This is a genomic window from bacterium (genome assembly GCA_023230585.1).
GTDB lineage: Bacteria > Ratteibacteria > UBA8468 > B48-G9 > JAFGKM01 > JALNXB01.
The window spans coordinates 1-23947 of the sequence record JALNXB010000032.1; the positions used below are offsets into that span (position 1 = coordinate 1).

At 34.4% G+C, this 23947-nt stretch carries 20 protein-coding genes; 9 read left to right on the forward strand and 11 right to left on the reverse strand.

Annotation, left to right across the window (positions count from 1 at the left end; all coding sequences use genetic code 11):
* Window positions 1–290: 290 nt before the first annotated feature.
* Window positions 291–3440, forward strand: coding sequence for a hypothetical protein (locus M0P98_06215; GenBank protein ID MCK9266458.1), 3150 nt, complete (start codon window positions 291–293; stop codon window positions 3438–3440).
* A gap of 121 nt (window positions 3441–3561) precedes the next feature.
* Entirely contained in the window at window positions 3562–6510 is a 2949-nt protein-coding gene (mfd, locus tag M0P98_06220; GenBank protein ID MCK9266459.1) for a transcription-repair coupling factor, read from the forward strand.
* Window positions 6511–6519: 9 nt separating this feature from the next.
* Here the strand turns inward: mfd and M0P98_06225 are convergent, their stop codons facing one another.
* From M0P98_06225 to M0P98_06260, 8 genes are all read right to left on the reverse strand, one after another.
* Window positions 6520–7485: a Gfo/Idh/MocA family oxidoreductase gene (locus M0P98_06225; GenBank protein ID MCK9266460.1), complete on the reverse strand. Its 966-nt coding sequence runs from the start codon at window positions 7483–7485 to the stop codon at window positions 6520–6522.
* A 134-nt stretch (window positions 7486–7619) separates the two neighbouring features.
* Window positions 7620–8180, reverse strand: a complete 561-nt coding sequence (gene gmk, locus M0P98_06230) for a guanylate kinase (GenBank protein ID MCK9266461.1) — start codon at window positions 8178–8180, stop codon at window positions 7620–7622.
* A gap of 22 nt (window positions 8181–8202) precedes the next feature.
* Window positions 8203–8913, reverse strand: a complete 711-nt coding sequence (locus M0P98_06235) for a hypothetical protein (GenBank protein MCK9266462.1) — start codon at window positions 8911–8913, stop codon at window positions 8203–8205.
* Window positions 8910–9674, reverse strand: a complete 765-nt coding sequence (locus M0P98_06240; GenBank protein MCK9266463.1) for an ABC transporter permease — start codon at window positions 9672–9674, stop codon at window positions 8910–8912. The genes M0P98_06235 and M0P98_06240 overlap by 4 nt, the downstream gene beginning before the upstream one ends.
* Before the next feature lie 33 nt (window positions 9675–9707).
* Entirely contained in the window at window positions 9708–10484 is a 777-nt protein-coding gene (locus M0P98_06245) for an ABC transporter ATP-binding protein (protein ID MCK9266464.1), read from the reverse strand.
* 112 nt (window positions 10485–10596) lie between these two features.
* Window positions 10597–11382 (reverse strand): polyprenyl synthetase family protein, encoded by a 786-nt coding sequence (locus M0P98_06250; GenBank protein ID MCK9266465.1) that lies wholly within the window; start codon window positions 11380–11382, stop codon window positions 10597–10599.
* Window positions 11363–12049 (reverse strand): ABC transporter ATP-binding protein, encoded by a 687-nt coding sequence (locus M0P98_06255; GenBank protein ID MCK9266466.1) that lies wholly within the window; start codon window positions 12047–12049, stop codon window positions 11363–11365. The genes M0P98_06250 and M0P98_06255 overlap by 20 nt, the downstream gene beginning before the upstream one ends.
* A complete protein-coding gene (locus M0P98_06260; protein MCK9266467.1) occupies window positions 12042–13229 on the reverse strand; it encodes an ABC transporter permease in 1188 nt (395 codons plus the stop codon). The genes M0P98_06255 and M0P98_06260 overlap by 8 nt, the downstream gene beginning before the upstream one ends.
* A gap of 577 nt (window positions 13230–13806) precedes the next feature.
* Here M0P98_06260 and M0P98_06265 point away from each other — a divergent pair.
* The 3 genes from M0P98_06265 to M0P98_06275 are packed head-to-tail and all read left to right on the forward strand — an operon-like array spanning window position 13807 to window position 16919.
* On the forward strand, window positions 13807–14823 hold the full coding sequence (locus M0P98_06265) for an aldo/keto reductase (protein ID MCK9266468.1): 1017 nt from the start codon (window positions 13807–13809) through the stop codon (window positions 14821–14823).
* 55 nt (window positions 14824–14878) lie between these two features.
* A complete protein-coding gene (locus M0P98_06270) occupies window positions 14879–15892 on the forward strand; it encodes an aldo/keto reductase (protein MCK9266469.1) in 1014 nt (337 codons plus the stop codon).
* Window positions 15893–15908: 16 nt separating this feature from the next.
* Entirely contained in the window at window positions 15909–16919 is a 1011-nt protein-coding gene (locus M0P98_06275; GenBank protein ID MCK9266470.1) for an aldo/keto reductase, read from the forward strand.
* A gap of 74 nt (window positions 16920–16993) precedes the next feature.
* Here the strand turns inward: M0P98_06275 and M0P98_06280 are convergent, their stop codons facing one another.
* The 3 genes from M0P98_06280 to rsfS form a co-directional block, all read right to left on the reverse strand.
* On the reverse strand, window positions 16994–17893 hold the full coding sequence (locus M0P98_06280; protein MCK9266471.1) for a DUF933 domain-containing protein: 900 nt from the start codon (window positions 17891–17893) through the stop codon (window positions 16994–16996).
* Window positions 17886–19370 carry an ATP cone domain-containing protein gene (locus M0P98_06285; protein ID MCK9266472.1) on the reverse strand — a complete coding sequence of 495 codons (1485 nt, stop codon included), beginning with the start codon at window positions 19368–19370 and terminating at the stop codon, window positions 17886–17888. The genes M0P98_06280 and M0P98_06285 overlap by 8 nt, the downstream gene beginning before the upstream one ends.
* Window positions 19371–19455: 85 nt before the next feature.
* On the reverse strand, window positions 19456–19707 hold the full coding sequence (gene rsfS / locus M0P98_06290; GenBank protein MCK9266473.1) for a ribosome silencing factor: 252 nt from the start codon (window positions 19705–19707) through the stop codon (window positions 19456–19458).
* A 383-nt stretch (window positions 19708–20090) separates the two neighbouring features.
* Here rsfS and M0P98_06295 point away from each other — a divergent pair, with 383 nt between their 5' ends.
* The 4 genes from M0P98_06295 to M0P98_06310 all read left to right on the forward strand — a co-directional run bounded on the left by M0P98_06295 (window position 20091) and on the right by M0P98_06310 (window position 23820).
* On the forward strand, window positions 20091–22181 hold the full coding sequence (locus M0P98_06295) for a ribonucleoside triphosphate reductase (protein ID MCK9266474.1): 2091 nt from the start codon (window positions 20091–20093) through the stop codon (window positions 22179–22181).
* Window positions 22124–22867 carry an anaerobic ribonucleoside-triphosphate reductase activating protein gene (locus tag M0P98_06300; protein MCK9266475.1) on the forward strand — a complete coding sequence of 248 codons (744 nt, stop codon included), beginning with the start codon at window positions 22124–22126 and terminating at the stop codon, window positions 22865–22867. Before M0P98_06295 ends, M0P98_06300 begins: the two co-directional genes overlap by 58 nt.
* A 57-nt stretch (window positions 22868–22924) precedes the next feature.
* On the forward strand, window positions 22925–23248 hold the full coding sequence (locus M0P98_06305) for a hypothetical protein (GenBank protein ID MCK9266476.1): 324 nt from the start codon (window positions 22925–22927) through the stop codon (window positions 23246–23248).
* A 161-nt stretch (window positions 23249–23409) separates the two neighbouring features.
* Window positions 23410–23820 carry an ATP-binding protein gene (locus M0P98_06310; protein MCK9266477.1) on the forward strand — a complete coding sequence of 137 codons (411 nt, stop codon included), beginning with the start codon at window positions 23410–23412 and terminating at the stop codon, window positions 23818–23820.
* Window positions 23821–23947: the final 127 nt, after the last annotated feature.

Below are 23947 nucleotides of genomic sequence, written 5' to 3' on the forward strand. Positions count from 1 at the left end.
AATAGTGTATAGGATAAAAACGAGGATTGCCGCAGTCACACAAAGCGTTTCAACCTACGCCAAGGCTTCGGCAGACATGCCTTCGCAACGACAAAAAGCGTCGGTTAGCACCTCGTAATTCGTGAATAGACACATACTTTTTTACTGGAAAGAAAAACAAATACAAGGATAAATACGAGGGTTGCCACGTCATTAAAGGCATTCCTCGCAATGCCACAAAACGGCAGATAAAAACATAATTATCGCATAGCCAAATTTGGTAGAAGCGAGTATACATAAAGGAGAGTTGAATGAATAAAAAAAAGAGCTCTTTTTTAGAAGTTTTTTCTAATCTGAATGGAGATTTTGGACCTGTGCCTTGGTGGTGCTGGACAGGTAGAATGACAAAGAAAGAGATGTTGTACCAGTTGAAAGATATGAAACAGAAAGGTATTAACGAATTTTTTATTATGGCGTTATACGGGCTTGAGTACCCTTCGTTCCTACAAGAAAGTTACTGGGAGTACGCGGGATTTGTTTTAAAAAAATGTGAAGAGATGGGTATGAAGGTATGGTTTTATGATGACCTAAATTGGCCTAGTGGTACGGCTGCTGGATATTTTCTTAAAGAACGACAAGAATATCGTGGTTATTCTATGGAGTTGAAGGAGGTGCAGGTAGAAGATAGAGAGACCGTAAATATTGAATCTATGGTGCAGGATAATTCTGAGATACTATTTGTTGGTATAAAAGATGTTGAAGGTGATATAAGAAAAGTATCTGTTGAAAAAAAATTATGGTGGAAAAACCCGCAAGAAAGAAGGTGGATCAACAAGACTGGTAAACCGGTAGTACTGATGGTTCTTGTAAAGAAACTTTTTGATAAGGTTCTTCTTTCAAGCACAGGTACGGCAGACTCTTGGCAACAACGTGGATATGGGGATATGTTAAATAAAGAAGCGGTAGAAACATGGATGTCCTATATTTATAAAGAGTATCTTAAAAGGTTTAAAAATTATTTTGGGTCCACACTTAGGGGGTTCTTTTTTGATGAACCTTACGCCAACATAAATAAAGACGTAAGTTTTGCGTATACAGAAAAACTTTTTCCTGAATTTGAAAAACGGTATGGGTACCGTTTGCAAGACAATTTCCATCTTCTTTTATCAGAAGATAATCTGCCTGAAACTATAAAGATGAGGATAGATTATTATTCGCTTATAACCTCTCTTTTTTCTAACAATTTTGCAAAAACTGTTGCAGATTGGTGCGGAAAACATAATGTTTTTGTGACGGGACATTGTATGGCTGAAGAGTCTATCTCTTTTTCTAATAAAGTAAACGGTGATATACACGAGTTTTTGAAGCATTTGCAAGTGCCGGGAATGGATATGCTTGCTGGGTGTATGCCCGGTAGACCTTTACAGATAGATATTTGGAAAAGACCTTATGATTACCCATTGCTTGCTCTTACTGCTAAAAGAACATCTTCTACTGGAAGATATTCAGGTGCAAAGAGAACAATGTGCGAGGCGTTTGGTGTTAGAGATTGGAACTCTACCCTTGCTGAACAGAAGAAAGATAACGATTGGCTAGCTTCAATGGGGCTCAACCTTATAAACGATAATGCCTTAATATACTCTATATCAGATTTTCGTAAAAGAGCTATTGCAGGTAAACATTTTTCTCAACCTTGGTGGAAATATTATAAATTTTACGCCGATTATTGTCGAAGAGTTTCTCTGTTTGCTTCTTGGGCTCCTCTTGATACTGATATTGCTCTGTTATATTCTGCTACAACAGCTTTTGCAGGAACAACTTTCCGCTTAAGGGTTGAATGTAACTTCTGGAAAGAAACTTTAGAAACAGAAGAGATGCTCGATATGCTTCTTTTATCAATAAACTCTCTTTTTGATCATCATATAGATTTTGAGATGATTTTTGAAGATATTATAAAAGAATCTACTATTGTGAATGGCGTTTTAAAATGTAAAAACGGAGAATTTAAGACTATTGTAGTACCGGGGTGTTATGTGCTGGATTCAGATTGTCTTGATAAACTAAAAGAGTTTTCAAAAGCAGGTGGTAACCTTATTTGGTTGGGTAGAGTGCCTGAATGGTTATATAAGGATGGAAAAGTTGTGCGTTACCAACATAATAAGGTAGGTAAACTTATTTCTAAAGAAGGTGAAACAGAAGACGAATTTAAAACTATGTTGGTAGATTCTATTTTATCTTACGCTACAAAAAGTTGGAGGGTTGTAAATAAACAAGAAACAGAAGGGTTATGGATAACTGCAAGGAAGACAGAAGAAGAGTATCTAATTTTTCTTGCAAACCACACAGGTAAGAGTAGAGAAGTGGTTCTTGAATATAATATTGAAGGAAAAGTTGTTATAATGGATGTTGATGATGGAAATATTTATAAAGTAACGCCTTACAAAATCAATCAAGCAGAAAGGGTAAACCTTATGCTTATGGATGGTAAGTCTATTATATTAAATATTGGTAACTTCTGTTTAACTAATGATAGAAAACCTGTTGTGAACCAATTGTTTTCTGGTATATCAAGTGAAAAAGTTCTTTTAAATAAGAAATGGGAGTTTGTGTTGGAAGGAGAGAACCATTATCTTCCAGAGTTGTTTGTTAAGACCGACCCGCTTTTGGTAGGCGAAAAAGAGGAATGGTATAAGAAAACTATCGATTCAACCTGGCAGAAGGTTTTTCACGGGAAACTTGAGGTTGCTTTTACTTCTGAAGAGTCCCCTTTTTATTGGGTGCGAGGAAAGTTTGACCTAAAATTTTTGCCTTCTCACCTCTCTTTTATTGTTGATACTAAAGAGTGGGAGAAACTTTTTGTAAATGGGCAAGAGGTTATTAAACCAGAAAAACATCTTTTATGGGATAAAGAAAATATGGTTTTTAAGGTAAAAGATTTTTATAAAGAAGGAGAAAATGAGTTTGTTTTCCTTGTGAGGAGTTCTTACTGGCGTTCTTGGAAAAGAGAACTGCCTGGGGTTAACCAGAAAGGTAGCATTGAACCTATGGTTATAAGCGGGGATTTTAAGGTGGAGGAGAAAGGAGGGAGGGTAACTCTTGCTCCTATTGTTACAGAAATGGGAAATAAAGGGTGGAACGATTTTGGTTACCCTTATTTTGCTGGGACAGGCGTGTATAGGCAGACCATTAAATTAAAGAGTGTACCACAATCTTGTTTATTGGTGATTGAATCGGCTTTTACTGCTGTTGAGGTGATAATCAATAACAGTAAAGTTGGGGCACGAGTATGGCAACCTTATGTTTTTGATATAGGGGGTTTTCTTAATGAAGGAAACAATGAAATTGTAATAAAAGTTACCAATAGTCTGGGTAATATTTTAAAATGTATGTATAGCGGTACTCTTGGAATTGAACAGAAGGGAGGTATTACTGGCGAGGTCTATCTGCTCTGCTTCTACTAATATTGTAAGTTTTATACTATGCATAGTTCTTATAAGTACACCAGTTGATAAAAGGTTTGGTCTGATACTGTTGGTTCAATAGTAATACTATCTTCTGTTTATTAAGCAGTTGTTATATATTATGAAAATATTAAAATTTTTAGAAGAACTTGAAGGATTTTCTAAGTTAAAAGAATCTATATTAAAGGGAGACCGTTCTTATATAAGCGGTTTTGAAGGTAGTTTTATTGCGTATCTTATATCAGGTATTTTTAATTCTACAAAAACCCCTTTTTTGATACTGTTGCCACAAGAAGAGTTTGCAGAAACATTTTATCAAGACACTCTTGCTTTTTTGTCTAATAAAGATATTTTTTTTCTATCTTTACCAGATATGTTTGTAGATAAAGATAATATGGTATCAGAAGTGATGTTTGAAAGAGTTAAAACCTTGACAAATATTTCACTATTAAAGAAAAAACCTTATATTCTTATTTCTACTCCTTCTGCTTTTGCTCAACAGGTGCCCCCTTTAGAGAGTTTTAGTAAAAGTATGTTAAAGATTAAGGTAGGGGAAAATTTACGACGAGATGTTTTAATCAGATACCTTTTTGATGCCGGCTTTGAAGAGGCAACTCTTGTTGAAGAAACAGGTTTTTTTGCAAGGAGAGGCGGTATTATAGATGTATATACCTTAGATTCAGATTTTCCTATAAGGGTAGAGTTTACTGCCAATAAAATAAATTCTTTAAGAAAATTTGAAACTGGTACCCAACTATCGTTTGAAAAGGTGGAATCTTTAAACCTGATACCTTTAAACGAGTTTTTTGTAGATAAGAATAAGATTGATTTATATAGCCAGTTTAAGAAGAGTATTTCGTTTGTTGTAGAGCCAGAGAGGGTTTCTGCTTCACACCAGATAAAACAACTTCTATCAAAAGGTGTTATAAACAACAGTTGGCTACAAGATATATTTACCAACTCTACCATATTTCAAAACAATATATCAGAATATGCTTTTGGCAGAAAAATATACAATTTCAATGTTTTTGATGTAGAAAACAGGTTCCAGTTGAACCCTACATTTATCTGGAATAGAGTAAAAAAAGAGAAAGTATTTATATTTTCAGGAACTAAAGGGCAAGAAGAGAAAATTAGAGAAGTGTTGAAAGAAAAGAAGGTAAGCATATCTAAAAACTCTTTCCTCGATAGAGTTGTTTCAGAGGGTTTTTCTGTACCTGATATAAATATAACTATTTTAAGTAAAGATCAACTCTTCTCCAGACACTCTAAACGGTACCCGCCTTTGCGTAAAAACAGAGAATATATCCCTCTTTTTGGGTATTCTGAAATAAGAGAAGGTGACCATATCGTTCATCAAAATGAAGGTATTGGTGTCTTTGAAGGGATGAAAAAGATAGTATCGGGAGATAATCAAAAGGAAGAGTATATCATTATAAGATATGAAGGTGGGGATAAATTGTATGTACCTGTTAGAAACATTTCTCTTGTACATAAATATATTGGAGAGAAAGACCCAAAATTATCAAAACTTAATACTAAAAGTTGGTTAAAAGTAAAAGAGAAGGTAAAGAATGGTATAAGAGACCTTGCTTCTGATTTGTATAAACTTTATGCTACAAGAAAGATTGAAGAAGGGTTTGCTTTTGAGTCGGATAAAGAATTGCAACAACAGTTTGATGAAAGTTTCGTTTATAAAGAAACAGAAGACCAATTGAAAGCGATTAACGAGGTTAGGCAAGATATGAGTTCCTCAAAAATAATGGATAGAATCGTCTGCGGAGACGCAGGTTACGGTAAAACTGAAGTTGCTATTAGGGCAAGTTTTAAGGCTGTGTTAAGCGGTAAACAGGTAGTAATTCTTGTGCCAACAACAGTTCTTGCGCTTCAACATTTTTTAATCTTTAAAGAAAGGTTTGCGGATTTTCCTGTAACAATTGAGATGGTTTCACGGCTTGTCGGGGTACCTGAACAGAAAAAAATAGTTAAAAATATATCAGAAGGGTTCATTGATATTGTTATTGGTACCCATAGACTTTTACAGAAAGATATTAAATTTAAAAATTTAGGGTTACTTATTGTGGATGAAGAGCAACGGTTTGGGGTTATGCATAAGGAGAGAATTAGGGCGATGTTTAAAAAAGTGGATGTTTTGACTTTAACCGCAACCCCAATCCCAAGAACCCTTTATATGGCTCTTTCTGGTATGAAAGATATAAGTGTTATTAAAACACCTCCACAAGGTAGAGTTTCTGTTGTAACCTATGTAGGTAGGTATAATGAAAGATTAGTAAAAGAAGCCTTACAGCGAGAGATTGACAGGAAAGGGCAGGTCTTTTATCTTCATAATTTTATATATGATATAGAGAAGGTAAGAAAAAAACTGCAGAATATGTTACCTTCTGCGATTATAGAAACGGCTCATGGGAGAATGAATCCTGAGAAGTTATCTGATATAATGAAAAGGTTTGCTGATGGACAGATAGACGTTCTTGTAGCTACCACTATTGTAGAGAGCGGTATAGATATTCCCAAAGCAAACACCCTTATTGTAGATAACGCCCATCGTTACGGTTTGGCAGACCTATACCAGTTGAGAGGCAGGGTAGGTAGATATAAATGGAGAGCCTATGCTTATTTTCTTATACCGCACCATATTTTTGTTACACAGACAGCAAAAGAGAGGCTCCAAGCATTACAGGAATTAAATAAACCTGGGAGCGGTTATAGGATTGCCTTAAAAGACCTTGAAATTAGGGGCGCTGGAAACATTTTAGGTAAAGAACAACACGGTTTTATAGATAAAGTAGGGTTTAACCTATACTGCCAATTCTGGCAAGAAATTACCAGAGAGCAAGAAAGTATAGATACAAAAAAAGAGGTAGAGGTTCCATCGTCCCTTATTTCTGATGAGTATATCAGCAACCCAGCTTTAAGGTTTTATGTATATAAAAAACTGGCTTCCCTTCAAACAAAAGAAGAAGCCAACCTTTTTCTTGAAGAACTTACCGATAGGTTTGGGGTTCCTCCTGCTGAACTTAAAGGGTTCCTTAAAGATACATTTTTATAAAAGAGAGACTCAAATTTGGTTGTTATAGATTTTCTCTACAAGTTCCATGGTTTTATAAGCGTCAGCAAAGTTTGTTTGAGGCATACTTTTTGTTCTGATACACTCAATAAAATGTTTGTTTTCATGGAAAAAACCAGTATTTTTATAAGAATCAGGGTCTGTTTCGCCTGTGAAAGTCTCGGCTTTGATTATATCGACTTCTTTCTGTCCATCTTTAAAGATTTTTGCATCTTCTTCAGGGTCTGCATAAGCAACAATACCTTTACCGTGCATCTCTACTGAATATGTGCGTTTTCCTGATATCCAGTTGGTAGATAAGTAGCCGGCAGCGCCGTTTTCAAATTCCATCAAAGCACAAAACCTGTTAGGAGTATCACAAAACAGGTTACTAACAACGCTAACAACCTTTTTTACGTCCCCTCCCATCCATCTAAGTATATCAACGGCATGTATTGCATCACAGGTGAGAATATCTATAGCGCCCTGATAATAGGCACCGGAGCCTGGTGAGTATTTAAAAAAGTTTGCCTGACATTGAGTGACTCCTCCTGTTTCATCTACCTTCTTCTTTGCTTCAACTAAAACAGGAGAGAACCTTCTCTGAAAACCTGTCATTGTTAAAACGCCTTTCTTTTCAGCTGTGAGCGCTAACTGTCTTGTCTGAAATTTTGTTAGTCCTGGAGGTTTTTCAATAAAGATATGTAACCCAAGGTTAAGACAATAAGCCGCTATATCAAAAAGATGGTGAGGCGGCATAACAATATAAACTGCATCAGGCGCGGTTTTTTCAATAAGTTCTTTATAATTGACAAACTTGTTCTGTATATTGAACTTTTCTCCAACTAGGTCCATCCTTTCAGGTAAAAGGTCAGACATACCAACTATTTCTGCTTCTTCGATATTGGCAATTGATGGGTAATGTTTTCCTGTGGCAAGCCCACCAGCACCTATAAAACCTACTTTTACTTTATCCATTGAAACTTTTCTCCTTTACCTTGCTTTTTCTTACAGGTTTTTTGTGAGTATTATTTGTTTTCTTGAGGTTTTTCTTCCAATGAGGATATCTTTTAAGTAACTATATTAACAACTAATTAAATATCAGACGCTTGTTATATTTTTTTCCCCTTAGTTATGATATTTATAATTTTTTTGAGAGTATCTTCAGAATTTTTGTTTATAAGCCGAAAATCATACTTTGAGAAAAGAATTTTTCTTTCTTCTTTTGTAGCATTTATTCTCTCTTTTATATCTTTTTCAGCTAATTTACTCCTCCCTCTTATTCGTTTTTCTTGCTCAGCAACAGAAGGTGGAAGTAACCCTATCAACACTGATTCAGGGAATAGTTTCTTTATACTAAGCCCTCCTTGAGTATCGATAGTCATAACAATTATGTTACCTTTTTTTATATTTAAAAGTATCTCGTCTTTTGGAGTTCCATAGTAGTTACCGTACACCTTTGCCCATTCTAAAAATTTATTTTTTTTTATCATCAAAGAAAAGGTTTCTTGAGATACAAATCTATAATCTTTGCCCTCTACTTCTTCTGTGCGAGGTTTTTTTGTGGTATAGGTAACAGGTATATAAATATTTTGTAACTCTTCTTTTAACCTTAAAGCAATAGTGGTTTTTCCTGTTCCTGAAGGAGCTGAAATAATGAATATCTTTTTCATTTTATTAAGGACAAAAGAATTATTAAGTTTCTTTATCCAATCCAAGTCGGGTACGTCGTTTAGGAGTAAACGCTCCGTCTGATTGGAGAGATTTTAATGCTCGTTTGGCTATAGGTTCAAAGGTGGTATCCAAAACTTTTGTCCATTGAGAAACAGCCTCTTCAACCTGGTCATTGTTTTCGTAAGCGTGAGCAAGTAGACTCTTTACGTAGTCAGGACCTGGAAACTTGACAGCTTTTTCAAGATAATTAACAGCGTTAGCATAGTCTTCCCCTTTATTGTAGTACGTCCAACCGAGTTCAAAATATAGGTCATACTGTTCGGGGTTATGGGCTATACCTTTCTTTAAGAAAGATGTACCCTGTTGGTACCAGTAATGTTTTTCTTCAGGGTCGTCAATGGTAGCATATATGTTGTAAGCCATATGCCATCCACCAACAGCCCAAACTGTAATATAACGTGGTTGGAGCCATGCAACAGATTCAAACAAAGGTAAAAGTTTGTAGGTGTGCCCTTGGTGCCAAAACTCTTCTATGTTAAGCCAAATAAGGTCGGCAGCAACACCTCTGAATCCACCCAGGACAAGGCTTCCTGCAACCTGCCCAGGCATAAGCAACAATTTTGCTTCAAGATCTTCGAGGGTTCTTCTATAATCTATATTTACTTGTAAAAAACCCATAGGAATAAACAAAAGAATCGCAATAAAAAGATTTACCCAATTTTTATTTTTCATACTTCCCTCTTTTGAAAAAAGTATATACCTACAAGAGTAGCTATTATTATATATATAACTCCGTAAAGAGATGTCTGCCCAATATATCTCCAACTAACGTTAACTCCTAAAACAACCTGGTCTCTAATATTAAAATTTGCATAGTTGGGGACAACCGTATAGAACATCTGCCCAAGTCCTTTAAAAACAATGTTTTCAGTTCTTTCCAACATCTGTTTATAGTAGATTGTTAGGTTACCAGTAATAAAAAGAAAGAAAGAAAGGATGATATTAAATGCGTCTGTTGCAAATGTTGCAACGGCAAGAGTAATTGAACCTATCATAAGAAGTTCTAAATAGATTAGAATTAAAGATTTATAAATTTCAATATCTGGAACCACCTTTTTAGAAAGTAGAAGCCCTATAAAAAATAGACTTATAAGAACAGCGTTTAAAAGTATGATTAGCGATTGTCCGATAAACTTCCCTAAAAGAAAATGTTTTCTGGTGATAGGTTTTGAAAGAATCGTGTATATAGTTCTTTTGTCTATCTCGTTTGATAATGCGCCTATAGCCGTAAAGATAGCAAGAATTGCCCCGAAAAACTCAATTGTTGCAAAACTAACATCTTTTATCATTTTGAGTTCGTCTTGGGCAGCAAGGAAAGAAAAGAATTTTGAAGCACCTATTGCTACAAGAGCAACAACCAGAAGTATATACAGAGTCTTCTTTCTTAAAGCTTCGTTAAAAGTATTGGTTGCAATAACCCACGCTTTACCCATATTTGTTCTCCTTTTAAAATTTCAATATTTATTTTATGATGAAACCTGTGCAACTTTTTCTTCTTCAAGAGTTGAATCAAACTTTTCTATTGTTTTTACAAAAAGGTCTTCAAGATTTTCTGCTTGATATTCTTTAAACAGGTTTTCCATTACGCCTGTAGTTAGCAAGCTACCTCTATGAAAAATGGCTATTCTATTGCAGACTCTTTCAACTTCAGATAAAAAATGGCTTGAAAGGATTATTGTTTTACCTGCTTCTTTAAGTTGTATAAGTAAATCTCTTGTTTCTCTGCATCCTATAGGGTCAAGCCCTGTTGTTGGCTCATCAAGAATAAGAATTTTAGGGTCGTTTATCAAACTTGAGGCAAGCCCTATTCTTTCAAGCATACCTTTTGAGTAATGTCTTAAAGAAAGTTTACCTGCATCTTGTAGACCGACCAGTTTTAATAAATATTCTGACCGCTCTTTTATAAGCCCTTTCGACATCCCAAAAAGACGACCATAAAAATTTAGAACTTCGGTTCCTGATAGGTAGTCGTAATAATATGGGTTTTCAGGTAAAAAACCTATCTGTTCCTTTGCTTCTATGTCGTATTGGCTTTTGCCCATAATATCTATTTCCCCATCTGTGGGGAACAGTATACCAAGTATAAGTTTTAAACAGGTTGTTTTACCTGAACCATTAGGACCCATAATACCAAATATTTCACCTTCTTTTACCTCAAAACTTGCTTTATTTAAAGCAACAACAGTTCTGTTTCTTCCTAAACGGAAAATCTTGGATAAGTTAGTTATTTTTATAAGCGGCATAAATACCCCCTTTTATTATATTTTATTAAAACTAAACCATAAAAGTAGTGCATAAAAACATAATTTATATTATATTTGTTTTTCTAAATCTGTCAAAAAATATTGAAACAGGCTACTCTACTTCAAAGAGTTTTTCATTTATATAATTGAGAAGACCTCCTTTCTCTTTGAAATAAACCAACTCTTCTTTCATCTTTTTATAGAGGGTTTCGGTCTCTTTTTTCATATTTGTTATATTACCCTCTTTATCTTCGATATCATCTCTCAATTGAAACGCTTCACCAAAATATTGGGAAATTCTTGTAATGGTATGTTTATCTTCCTCTGGTATTTCATTAAAATATAAAGGTGCTTCAAAACATATCTGAAATAGTTTGCCTGTTTTCCAGTTGTTAATTTTTCTTTTGAAACAGTCCGAAACTTGTAAATCTTTGTTACACATATCAAACACTTGTCCGCCTGCCATCCCTACTGAACCGGTTGCGTTTGCAACTGCTTTTATTAATGAACAATTGTCAGACTCAGCTAAAATCTCAAAAGCAAGAGTCAAAAGAGCGTCACCTGCAAGTATAGCGATTGGTTCTCCAAACTTTTTATGGCAGGTAAGTTTACCTCTTCTATAGTCATCGTTATCCATAGATGGTAGGTCGTCGTGGATTAATGAAAAATTATGGATGAGTTCTAACCCACAAGCAACAGGTAAAAGTTGTTTATGTTCCACCCCTGTTATATCTCCTACTGCAAGTACTATGATAGGCCTTAACCGTTTACCTCCGGAAAATACGCTATATCTCATTGCTTTGTGTAGAATTTCGGGTTCTTTGCTTGTTGGTGGTAAACTCTTTTCAAGGTAATCGTCAATCTTTTTTCTGTAATCTTCAAGTTGTGTTTTTCTCATACTTTACTATTTCTCCTTGGTTAAGGGATATTGTTTTTGTTGCAAAATCAAGAAATTTTTCGTTATGGGTACATATAACAAATGTAACGTTTTTCTGGTTATTCAATTTTTCAACTAACTCAAAAAATATTTCAGTAGATTTTTTATCAATACTACCAGTTGGTTCGTCCGCAAATACTACGCTGGGGTTACATATAAGACTTCTACAGATAGCAACCCGTTGTAGTTCGCCACCAGAAAGTTGGTAAGGATAAAAGTTTTTCCTATTAGATAACCCAAACTCGCTAAGTAGGTTTTCAGCTTCATTATAAAATTTTATTTTTAAGGTAGTTTTTTCTTTTATCCAGAGCGGTAATAAAACATTTTCAACTACTGTTAATTCAGGTATAAGATAAAAAAATTGAAAAATGAAACCAAATTGCTGGTTCATCAGTTGAGCCGCCTGTTTTTCGTCAAGTAGAGTTATATCTTTCCCATCCATAACAACTCTTCCCTTGGTGGGCTTGTCAAGGAGCCCAAGTATATTTAAAAGGGTTGTTTTACCTGAACCCGAAGGACCAATGATTACAGCAATATCTCCTTTTTCGATTTGAATATTAACATTATTTAGAGCCTTGACTCCGCCGGGATATTCTTTGGTTATATTTTCTCCTGTTAATTTAATCATTTCTTATTGCCTGGTTTGGGTTTAAACGGGCTGCTCTCTGAGCAGGATAAACGCTTGCGAAACAGACTATAACGATAACTAATACAGAAATCCAGAGTATATCAAATTTAGATATTTCAATAGGAAGACGTGATAGATCGTATACAAAATCTGGTAGTTTTATAAACTGGTATTTTTTTAACAACATAGCCAGAATTCCGCCTGTAATAAGCCCTGTAACAAGTCCTTTTAAACCTATAATCAACCCTTGGTATATGAATATTTTTTTTATTTCTACAGAGGTGACACCAAGAGCTTTGAGTATTCCTATCTCTTTAACTTTTCTGTAAACTGTTATCATAAGAGTGGCAGAGATGTTAAATGAAGCAACAAGTACTATTAAAGCGAGTATGAAAGACATTGCTTTCTTTTCAAGGGCTATAGCAGCGAACAGAATCTTATTTCTCTGTATCCAGGTTGTAACATTATAGTCAGAATTGAGTGTTACCCTAATCTTTTCTGCAATTTTTTCGGTAACATAGATGTTGTTAGTACGTATACCTATACCGTGTACCAGATTAGAAATATTAAGAAATTTTGAAAGAGTATCAAGCGATGTAAATCCCATAGATGAATCAAAAGCATAGACACCATACTCAACAATACCCACAACTGTTAAAGGAAACTGTATTGCAGAAAGTCCTGCTATAACAAAAAGTTCATCCCCTAAACTAACATCAAGCTCTTTGGCTAACTCGCTTCCAAGCAGTATCCCGTTGTCTAAGTCAGTGTACTCACCTTTTTTTGTAAATTTACTCAAATTTGTTACTTCTTCTTCTGTGACAGGGTCTATCCCTTTTACTATACCGCCTATAAGATATTTTTGGGATTTGTATATAACCTGAGTTGTAATATAGGGCGATATTCCTTCTACATCCTTTATATCTTTTTTAACTTTTTCAATAACATTGTTATAATCAAAAATGTAGGGTTTACCTTCAATAGTTATTGTTGGGTGAGCACCGATTATTTTGCGTTTGAGTTCTTTAGAAAATCCGCTCATAACTCCAATAACAAGCATAAGAGCTATAACTCCAATAGCAACCCCTGCTATTGAAAAAAGGGTTATAAACCAGAGAAAATTATCCCCTTGTTTCTTATTTGTAAATTTTTTTGCAAGAAAAAAGTTGTAAGAAAACATATTTTTATTTCAAACCTTATTACTATAAATAAATTACATAAAAAGAACTTATTGTATATTATAACAGAAACAATAACTTTTATCTAAAATCTTACTAAAATTCTGACATAAGAAAATAGCTTAATGAGAAGATTGGTATAACTGTGATTGCAACTCATCTTATTTAACAAAATAAAGCAGATAGTTATAGATAGAGGTTTTATGGATGGTGAAAACTTATCCCATCTCTGGTGGAATAATAATCTATAGTGCGCCATATTTCGGTGTCTTTGATACTTAAGAGGTATTCGGTTGGCTTGGGCTTAAAGGTAAAGGGCTTAGTCCTCCAGGGTTTTTAGTTATGTCAAGACGGAAAAAAATAAGCTAAAGAATAAAACCATTATGATGGATAAACGGGGGGATGTTTTTTCATTATCTATTTTTATAGAAATTTATACTCTGTTTTTTATACAATAACCCTTATGTCAGAATTTCAGAAATCTTATAAAAATATTTGACTTATTTTAAAAGGAGGAGTAAAGTAGATTTGTTTTTAAACTAAAAAAATGTTTTTGAACAATTATCCCAAGGAGGAAAGATGGAGATGCAATACAAGAATTTGGGAAGTACAGGATTAAAGGTTTCACGTATATGTTTAGGGGCTATGAATTTTGGAGTATATCAAGAAGAATCAAAAGATATTGAGATAGTCAACGAGGCTCTTGATATGGGAATCAATTTCTTTGATACTGCCAATGGTTATGCAAGAGGAAAATCTGAAGAGATACTTGGTAAAGCCCTCAAAGGTAAAAGGGAAGATATTGTTCTTGCTACAAAATGTTGGGCAGGAAACCCTACAGGTGGTGGTCTAAATAATAAAGGTAGTTCAAGGGTTAATATTCTAAAGTCTGTTGAAGGGTGTTTAAAAAGGCTTCAGACAGATTATATAGACCTATTTATAATGCACCGTCCTGATGAGGTGTTACCTGATTTAGGTAAAAACCCTACCCCCACAGAAGAAACCATAAGCGCTCTGACCGACCTTGTAAAAGAAGGTAAGGTAAGGTATATAGGTTCTTCTTGTTACCAGTCCTGGAAACTTGTTGAGACTCAGATGCTTGCTCGTTATGAAGGGTTTGAGAAGATCTGTTGCGACCAGTTAAAATATAATATTCTTGATAGGTTCGTTGAACGGCAGGTGTTGCCAGTATGTAAAAAGTATGGGATTGGAGTAAATATCTTTAGTCCGCTCGAGTTTGGATGGCTATCAGGTAAATACCATAGAAACCAGCCACCTCCAGCAGATTCAAGAGGTGCAAAGAAAGGGTTGGTGAATCTTGAGAGTGATAGTGCTGATAGATTTTTTGATATACTTGAAAAACTTGAACCAATAGTAGCAGACCTTGGTATAACAATGGCTCAGTTTGCTCTTGCTTGGCTTTTACATAGACCTGTGGTAACAAGTGTTATAGCAGGACCCAGATTGGTAGAACATCTAAGAGATAATGTGAAAGCGGTTGAAGTAAAACTTAGTCAAGAGATAATGGATGAGGTAGATAAAATCGCGCCACCTCGTTCAGGTAATAACCCCAACTATGAGAATCACTCTTTGTAATTAATTTAACAGTAGTTTACAAATCTTTAACTATTTTTCAAGGAGGAAAATAGCAATGGAATATATTAATTTAGGAAGCACGGGGTTAAAAGTTTCTCGTGTTTGTTTGGGAGCGATGAATCTTGGAGTAAAACCAGAAAACGAAAAAGAAGATATGCAGATCGTTGATGAAGCTTTAGATGCAGGTATAAATTTTATAGATACTGCTAACGGGTATGCAAGAGGTAGGTCAGAATTGTTGCTTGGTAAAGCCTTACAAGGTAAAAGGGAAGACCTTGTTCTTGCAACAAAATGTTGGGCAATAAGTCCTGATACAGGAGGGAAAAACAATAGAGGTAGTTCAAGGGTTAATATCCTAAGGTCTGTTGAAGGGTGTCTAAAAAGACTCCAGACAGATTATATAGACTTATTCATAATGCACCGCCCTGATGAGGTGTTGCCTGATTTAGGTAAAAACCCCACCCCTACAGAAGAGACCATAGATGCTCTGACCGACCTTGTAAAACAAGGCAAGGTAAGGTATATAGGTTCTTCTTGTTACCAAGAGTGGAAATTGGTAGAGACCCAGATGCTTGCTCGTTACGAAGGGTATGAGAAAATCTGTTGTGACCAACTTAGATATAACATACTTAACAGGTTTGTTGAGCAGCAGATTTTGCCAGTATGTAAAAAGTATGGTATAGGCACTACTATTTTTAGTCCTCTTGCAGGAGGATGGTTGTCTGGTAAATATAAAAGGAATGAGGCGCCTCCAGCAGATTCAAGAGCAGTTAGAAAAGTTTTTGTTGATTTTGATTCCCCTAGTGCCCCGAGATATTTTGATATACTGGAAAAACTCGAGGTGTTAGCGGCAGATCTTGGTGTTACACTGTCCCAGTTTGCCCTTGCATGGCTTTTACATAGACCTGTGGTAACAAGCGTTATAATTGGTCCAAGATTGATTGGTCATCTTAGAGATAATGTAAAGTCTGCTGACGTAAAACTATCTCAAGAAATAATGGATGAGGTAGATAAAATATCGCCTCCTCGTACAGGATTTGGAGACAACTATATAAACCATTATTTATAATATTAAGGGAGAAAAAATGGAAATGCAATATGTAAATCTTGGAAGTACTGGGTTAAAAGTATCTCGAATTTGTCTTGGTGCTATGAATTTTAATAAATTTGAAGTAGAAACCGAGAGCATAAACATTATAAATGAAGCACTCGATATGGGTATTAATTTTATAGATACCGCTGACTGTTACGGGAAATCTGAAGAGATTGTTGGTAAAGCGCTTGAAGGTAAAAGAGAAGATTTGGTTCTTGCCACGAAATGTTGGGCTGGTGGACACAGGTTTGGAGGGAAAAATAATAGAGGTAGTTCAAGGGCTTATATTTTTAGGTCTGTTGAAGAGTCTTTAAGGAAACTTAAGACAGATTATATAGATCTATTTATAATGCACCGTCCTGATGAGGTGTTACCTGATTTAGGTAAAAACCCCACCCCTACAGAGGAAACTATGAGTGCTCTGACCGACCTTGTAAAAGAAGGTAAGGTAAGATATATAGGTTCTTCTTGTTACCAGTCCTGGAAACTTGTTGAGAGCCAAATGTTGGGTCGGTATGAAGGGTTTGAGAAAATCTGTTGTGACCAATTGAAATATAATATCCTTGATAGGCACGTTGAACGGCAAGTGTTGCCAGTATGTAAAAAGTATGGGATTGGAGTAAATATCTTTAGTCCGCTCGAGTTTGGATGGTTATCAGGTAAGTACCATAGAAACCAGCCACCTCCAGAAGATTCAAGAGGCGCAAGAAAAAGTATGGTGAACCTTGAGAGTGATAGTGCTAACAGATTTTTTGATATACTTGAAAAACTTGAACCAATAGTAAAAGACCTTGGTATAACAATGTCTCAGTTTTCTCTTGCGTGGCTTTTACATAGACCTGTGGTAACAAGTATTATAGCAGGACCCAGATTAATAGAACATTTAAGGGATAATGTGAAAGCGGTTGAAGTAAAACTTAGTCAAGAGATTATGGACGAGGTAGACAAGATATCAAAGCCACGTTCAGGTGATAATCCTAACTATGTTAATCATTCCCTATAAGTATTAATAGTTGGTTTGTGGGATGGGACGCTGAAACCCTGCCTTTTCGTAAGGCAGGGTTTCCCTTTTTAATATTAGTTAAAATAAAATTCAACAATATCTTTGTCTGATATTTTTGAGTTAGGTCCTAAAAACTTCAATCCGCCTGCACTCTTAACTTTCTGCCAATCTCCCATTGCCAAAAAATCTTTATAACTCACAACAGCCGCTCTAATAAACCCTTTTTCTATATCTTTATGTACTTTTCCTGCAGATTCTTTTGCATTTAATGTGTTAGAAACTAACCAACTTTGTGACATCTTACCTTTGATTGTATAAAAGGTTGTAAGAGATAACCTTTGGATGATGTTTGCATAGAATTGTTCTTCATCAAATTCTAAAATATTATTTTTTATGTGTTGCAACTGTGAGGTATAAGGTTTTTCTTCTCCATTTATAAATATTAAGATAGGCTTTATTGTGAGCAACTCAATACCTTGAAGAATCTTGATTTCTTTTGAATCAAGGGTATTTAAAAGTTTTTCCTGCTCAAGTAATTTTAAGCCTGTTTCAAGGATTTTTATTTGTTGTGGCAGTAACCCTTTATTGGAACTTAAAAGTTTTTCAATTCTTGCAATATCAAAAAAGACGAGTTCCATAATAAGTGAGGTAGATTCTTGTTCAGGTTTAGAGTTTTCATCATAATTTTTTACCACACCTATTATAAGTTCTGTTTCTAACAATTGTTTAAGGTAATCATCAGAAAAACCAGTTGTTTCTGGCATCCCTTTAAAGTCAAAAAATTCAAACTCAGAGTAGATTGTCTTCTCAGATTTTGCTGTTAAGACAATTTCATCAAGAATTTTGTCCTTAAATTTACCAATACCAACATTTGGGCGTAAAGGGTTGTATGTATCATCAGTTTTCCCAGTAATTGCTTTAAAAATAGAGGTCTTGCCACTATAAGAATATCCAAACAGTCCTATTTTATACATAATAAAGCCTTATTTGAGTTCTATTATCAAGAAACGGTTTAAACAAGTTGATAATATTTACTGGTTTTAAAGGTGCTGTTTTATCAAAAGATATTTTAAAAGAGAAGACAGGCGGAAAATGAAAAAGGTTATGTAGTAAACAGTTGATTACTTTTTCGTTTGGTTCTCCTTTAGTTATAAGTTTTATCTCAATGGTATTTACACTCTTTTTGAAAATTTCTGGTAACTCTCTTTCTGCGTATATGTTATCAATAAAAGTTTTTTGCCTCTGCAGTATATTGTAACAAAGATGTAAAAAGTTTTTGATATCTTCTGTAAAATCTATTTTATCTTTTGTAAAAGCCAAGTCGGTAGTAACCCTGTTTAAAACAACTCTGTTAAGGTTGTTCTGTGTTGTTATTCCAATAGATTTGATACTGTTCCAAATAATATCTGTTGAGTTTAAATCTGTTAAATTACATATTCTCAATATAGAAGGGTTTGGTATGTTTGTTGCAGTGCTTTTTGGCTCTATTTCTATTGTTGGGTTGTCTGCATAAGGTATATTTATATTACCAATATATTCAGAAGAAACACTTAAAACAAGTTTATCTTCAATAAAATTTTTTAAATAATTGTAAGTTAAGCAAGTTTTATTTTCTGTTATGGGCGTAATATTTTCAATGGGAACAGTTGCAGAAAAGAACTTATCTATACCTTCAAGGTTATGTATCTGGATTTCTCCTGTCAGGTGTTTTTCTACAGCCTTCTCAGGTAACACATGTAGTAGAGCAAACTCCTTTTTGATATGTCTTCCAAGTTTTAAAGAAAGAATGTCAGGAGTATCTGTTCCTTGGCTAAGAAAACGGTTTACATCATAAACCGGGACTCCAAGTCTTGTATGTTTGTTTCGTTCTGTTTCAAAACCGTATGTAACCAGTTTTGCATTAACAAGTTCTCTTATTAACGAAGAAGAGAGTTCTGTTATTTTTGAAGTAACAACTTCTTCTTCTACTTCTCCTACAATGAGTTCAGAGATATTTCTTTGTAGCCCTGTCTCTTTTATTAATGCATCAATAATCCTTTCTTTATCCCACAGACTGATATTATCGTTACTCTCTCTTACAGAAAGGTTGATATTTTTTATTAAACTTTGTCTTTCGCTTGTAATAAGGTCTTCAGGTTTCACCCCTTCCCTCATTCTTCTTATTCTGGCGCGTTTTTCTCTATAAAGTATATAAGCTTTAGCTGTTCTTGCGTGCCCTGTTTTTATAAGAACTCTTTCGACTATATCTTGAATATCTTCTACCGAAGGGGTATCTTTTTTATACTCTTTTACAAGATACAACCTAACAACTTCTGCTAAATCTTCAGCAAGATATTTATCTTCTCCGCCAAGACTTTGAGCTGCTTTAAATATAGCGTTGGAAATCTTATCTTTGTCAAAAGGGACAATTCTACCATCTCTTTTTTGTACGAAACTTACTTTTTTTTCCATTAAGGTTTCTCTTATTGTTGACCCAATTGTTGAAAACTGGTTTTTGCAATTGAATGTGTTTGTGGTTAAGTAAACTGTTTGTAAGTTAAATGTTAGCCCAGAGTTTTTCGAGGTTATAAAGAGTTCTTGTTTCAGGGTAAAAAATATGGATAATGATTTCTGCATAATCTATTAATATCCATTTACCTTCATCGAATCCTTCCACAGAAATACTCTTTTCTTTGATATTTTTCAATATAGTTTCAGCAAGAGTTTGTGTGTGTGTTGTTGAATTTCCCGAAACAATAATAAAATAGTCTGATATCCAGGTCTGGTCTCCAACGTATAAAACTTTAATATCTTCGCCTTTCTTTGATTCCAGTATATCAACAATCTTTTTAATTTTCTTATCGATAGTTCTTCTCCTTTATTTAAAACGTGTTCCGTTTATCTTTAACTTTGCTTCTGGTATAATATATTATAGAAAAATAGGCTTTTTGAACCTTATAAGTTTATTTTACTCTTTTGTGGCACAAATTTAAAGGTTCAGCTTTTTTATTGATATATATTAGATATATAATATAATTGTTATACAGTGGTAAAGTTTTTAAGCGGAGCCCAATTAACTTATATTAGTAGTCAAGTGGATATCGTTCTTATTGTTTAAGATAAGGGTGTTTATACGAAGTTAGAATTCACTTGTTATAATAATTTGTAAAAGTAGTTAGGAGGATTATTAAAATGTTTGATAGAATAAAGAAAAGAAATGGAGAAGTGGTTAAGTTTGATGCAAATAAAATATCGGCTGCTATCCATAAAGCAGGTCTTGCAACAGGAGAATTTGAGCTTGATATAGCTAAAAAACTTGCGTTGAGGGTGCTTGATTTGGCAATAGATATTATTGGAGACAAGATTCCTTCAGTTGAAGAAATACAGGATATCGTGGAAGATGTCCTTATTACATCTCCTTATAAAAAAACAGCAAAAGCTTATATTATTTATAGAGACCAACATACCAAATTAAGAGAAATCACCACAAAAGCTAATCTTGATTTGGTAAACCAGTATTTAAACAAAAAAGATTGGCGGGTTAACGAAAATAGTAATATGAGTTTTTCTTTGCAGGGGCTAAACAATTATGTTGCTTCTGAGATTACTAAAACTTATTGGCTTAACAGTATATTTCCTCCAGAAATAAGGTTGTCCTACATAAATGGTGATATACACGTTCACGATATGGGGTGTTTGTCTGTATATTGTGTTGGGTGGGATTTGCAGGACCTTCTTACGGTTGGTTTTAAGGGAGCGGTAGGGAAAGTTGAGAGTAAACCTGCAAGACATTTTAGGACAGCGTTAGGGCAGATTGTCAACTTTTTCTATACCTTACAGGGAGAAGCAGCAGGAGCTCAAGCTTTTTCCAATTTTGATACCCTTCTTGCTCCTTTTATAAAATATGATGGGCTGGGATACAGAGAAGTAAAACAGGCGCTTCAAGAATTTCTGTTTAATATCAATGTACCAACAAGGGTTGGTTTTCAAACTCCTTTTACAAATCTTACTATGGACCTTACCGTCCCTGCAATTTATAAAGACCAACAGGTTGTTGTAGGTGGTGAAATTAAGGATGCAACTTATAAAGAGTTTCAGAAAGAGATGGATATGCTCAACAAAGCTTTTTTTGAAGTAATGCTTGAAGGAGATGCAAAAGGGCGAGTCTTTACTTTTCCTATACCAACATACAACATTACCAAAGATTTTGATTGGGATAACGAAAATATGGACCTTCTCTGGCAAGTTACAGCGAAGTACGGGATACCCTATTTTAGCAATTTTATAAATTCTGATATGAAACCCGACGATGTAAGGAGTATGTGTTGTAGATTAAGACTTGATACTGTGGAACTAAGAAAAAGGGGCGGAGGTCTTTTTGGAGCTAACCCTTTAACTGGGAGTATAGGGGTTGTTACTATCAACCTACCCAGAATATCTTATACAGTAAATAATAAAGAAGAGTTTTTGCAAAAACTTGCTCACCTTATGGAAATTTCTAAAGAATCTCTTGAAATAAAAAGAAAAATAATAGAAAAACTTACTGAAGATGACCTATACCCTTACTCAAAGTTTTATCTGAGAAATGTTAAAGAAAGGTTTGGTAAATATTGGATGAACCATTTTTCAACAATAGGAATTATTGGTATGAACGAGGCATGCCTAAACCTTTTTGGAGAAGATATAGGTACAGAAAAAGGGTTAAGGTTTGCTGTAGATGTTATGCAATATATGAGAAAACGGTTGATTGAGTTTCAGGAAGAAACTGGTAATTTTTATAACCTTGAAGCAACCCCTGCTGAAGGGACAAGTTATAGGTTAGCAAAAACTGATAAAACAAAGTTCCCTGAAATCATTTGTGCTAATGAAGAAGAATTTCAAAATGGTGCGGAACCTTTTTACACCAACTCTACCCATTTACCTGTCAACTATACTGACGATATTTTTGAGTCTCTTGAACTTCAAGATGAGATGCAGTCTATGTATACAGGTGGCACAGTAATACACCTTTATACAGGAGAAACAATAAGTTCTACTGATGGAGTCAAGAAACTTGTAAAGACTATATGTGAAAAATTTAAGTTACCCTATTTTACTATTACCCCAACTTTTTCGGTATGCCCTGAACACGGATATATTAAAGGCGAGATGCATGTTTGTGATAAGTGCAGAAAAGAGACTGAGATATATTCACGAGTTGTAGGATATTTAAGACCAGTAAACCAATGGAACAAAGGAAAAACGGCAGAGTTCAAGTTGAGAAAAAATTATATTCTGAAATGAAAATAGGAGACCTGCAAAAGACTTCTTTGATAGAGTACCCTGGCAAATTAAGTTGCATAGTCTTTACTCAGGGTTGTAATTTTCGTTGTCCGTTTTGTCATAACCCACAACTTGTTTTACCCGAAAAATTTCTACCTCCCATGTCTGAGAAAGATGTGTTAGATTTTTTAAACAGAAGAAAATCTTATCTGGATGCCGTGGTTATTACAGGTGGAGAACCGTGTTTACAAGAAGGGCTACCTGAGTTCCTGAAAAAAGCAAAGGAAATGGGTTACTTTTGTAAGGTTGATACTAACGGTACAAACCCTGAAATGGTTTCATTATTGATAAAAGAGAAACTTGTAGACTATATTGCTATGGATATAAAAGCGCCTCTTACTAAATACGGGTTACTTACAGGGGTTGCGGTAGATACAAAAAATATAGAAGCAAGTGTTTCCATTTTAAAAGATTCCACAATAGATTATGAGTTTAAGACAACAGTCCTTTTTCCTCTTTTAAACTATGAAGATTTTGAGGATATAGGTAGATTGATAAAGGATTCTCCAATTCATTACCTACAACGTTTTGTACCCAATGCTGTTATAGATAAAAAATGTTTATCATACCCTCTGTTAACAGAAGAAAGTTTTGAAAAATTAAAACAGATTATGTTAAAGTATGTCAAGGAATGTTACATTAGGTAATAGAATAAAGGGAAGTAGTTGATAACCAGTACGCTTAGGGTATGTAGGAGATGATAAATGATAGAAGGTAAAATAGTTAAGGTTCGTTTTAAGAAATATTTTAACGAACAAAGATTGTGGGTTTTTATTGGTAAAACTATTAAGTTTACAGAGAATTGGTTAATGCTTGATGGTAAAGGAATACTTGTTAGTAGGGGCGGGATTCCTCCAGCTGATGTAGATAAAGAAAGGCGAGTTATCCTTGTGCCTCATAGTAATATAGCCCACATAAGGGTGCTTCCTGATAATTTTGATGTTGACAATATAGATATACAAATTAAAGGTGTAAGAATTTTTGCAGGAGTAAAGGATGGACCTGATACCAGTATAAGCGAAATTTAAATGAAGATATTCTTCAACGAGTATCTTTTTTAACTTTAAGAATAATCTGGTAAAACTAAAATTATGGTTAAACGTAGTGTAGTAAAGAGAAGGGGAAGATTTATATTTTGCACATAAAATTGTTGAAAGGATTGAAAAGGGTTGTTTTAAAAAAAAGATAAATGACTAACAATACCTTCGATTATATAATAATAGAAAAGCAATATGGGAGTCTTGAATATATTTCTAATTTTATTCAAGAAAGAAGTCTTGCTTCAAAACTTAACTTTAAAAGAACTTGGGAATTGATGTTGGTAGTAGATGAGATTTGTAATGCAATAATTATATGTTCTAATGATAATGAAACCGAATTAAAACTTATATGGAAAGATTTTAAGAAGTACGTAGAGGTTGAAATACTTGAAGAAGGAGAAGAGTTTAACCCTCTTGTTAAGCACGAAGATGAAGAGTATTGTTCAGAAATTGAAGGTATGGGGGTCTATCTTATATCAAAGATGGTTGATAAAGCCACATATCAAAGATGCAAAGGTATTAACAAGATTTGTATAATAAAAAATAAATGTAAGGACTAAAAAAGTATGTGGTGTCTACTCACTCTGGAACTACGGCGCATACACCTTCTACACAACAATCGGGCACTCTGAGAACTCACCCTTCTGCATAGAAGACATCTCCGAAGGGCTTAACAGGCTCAGAGTA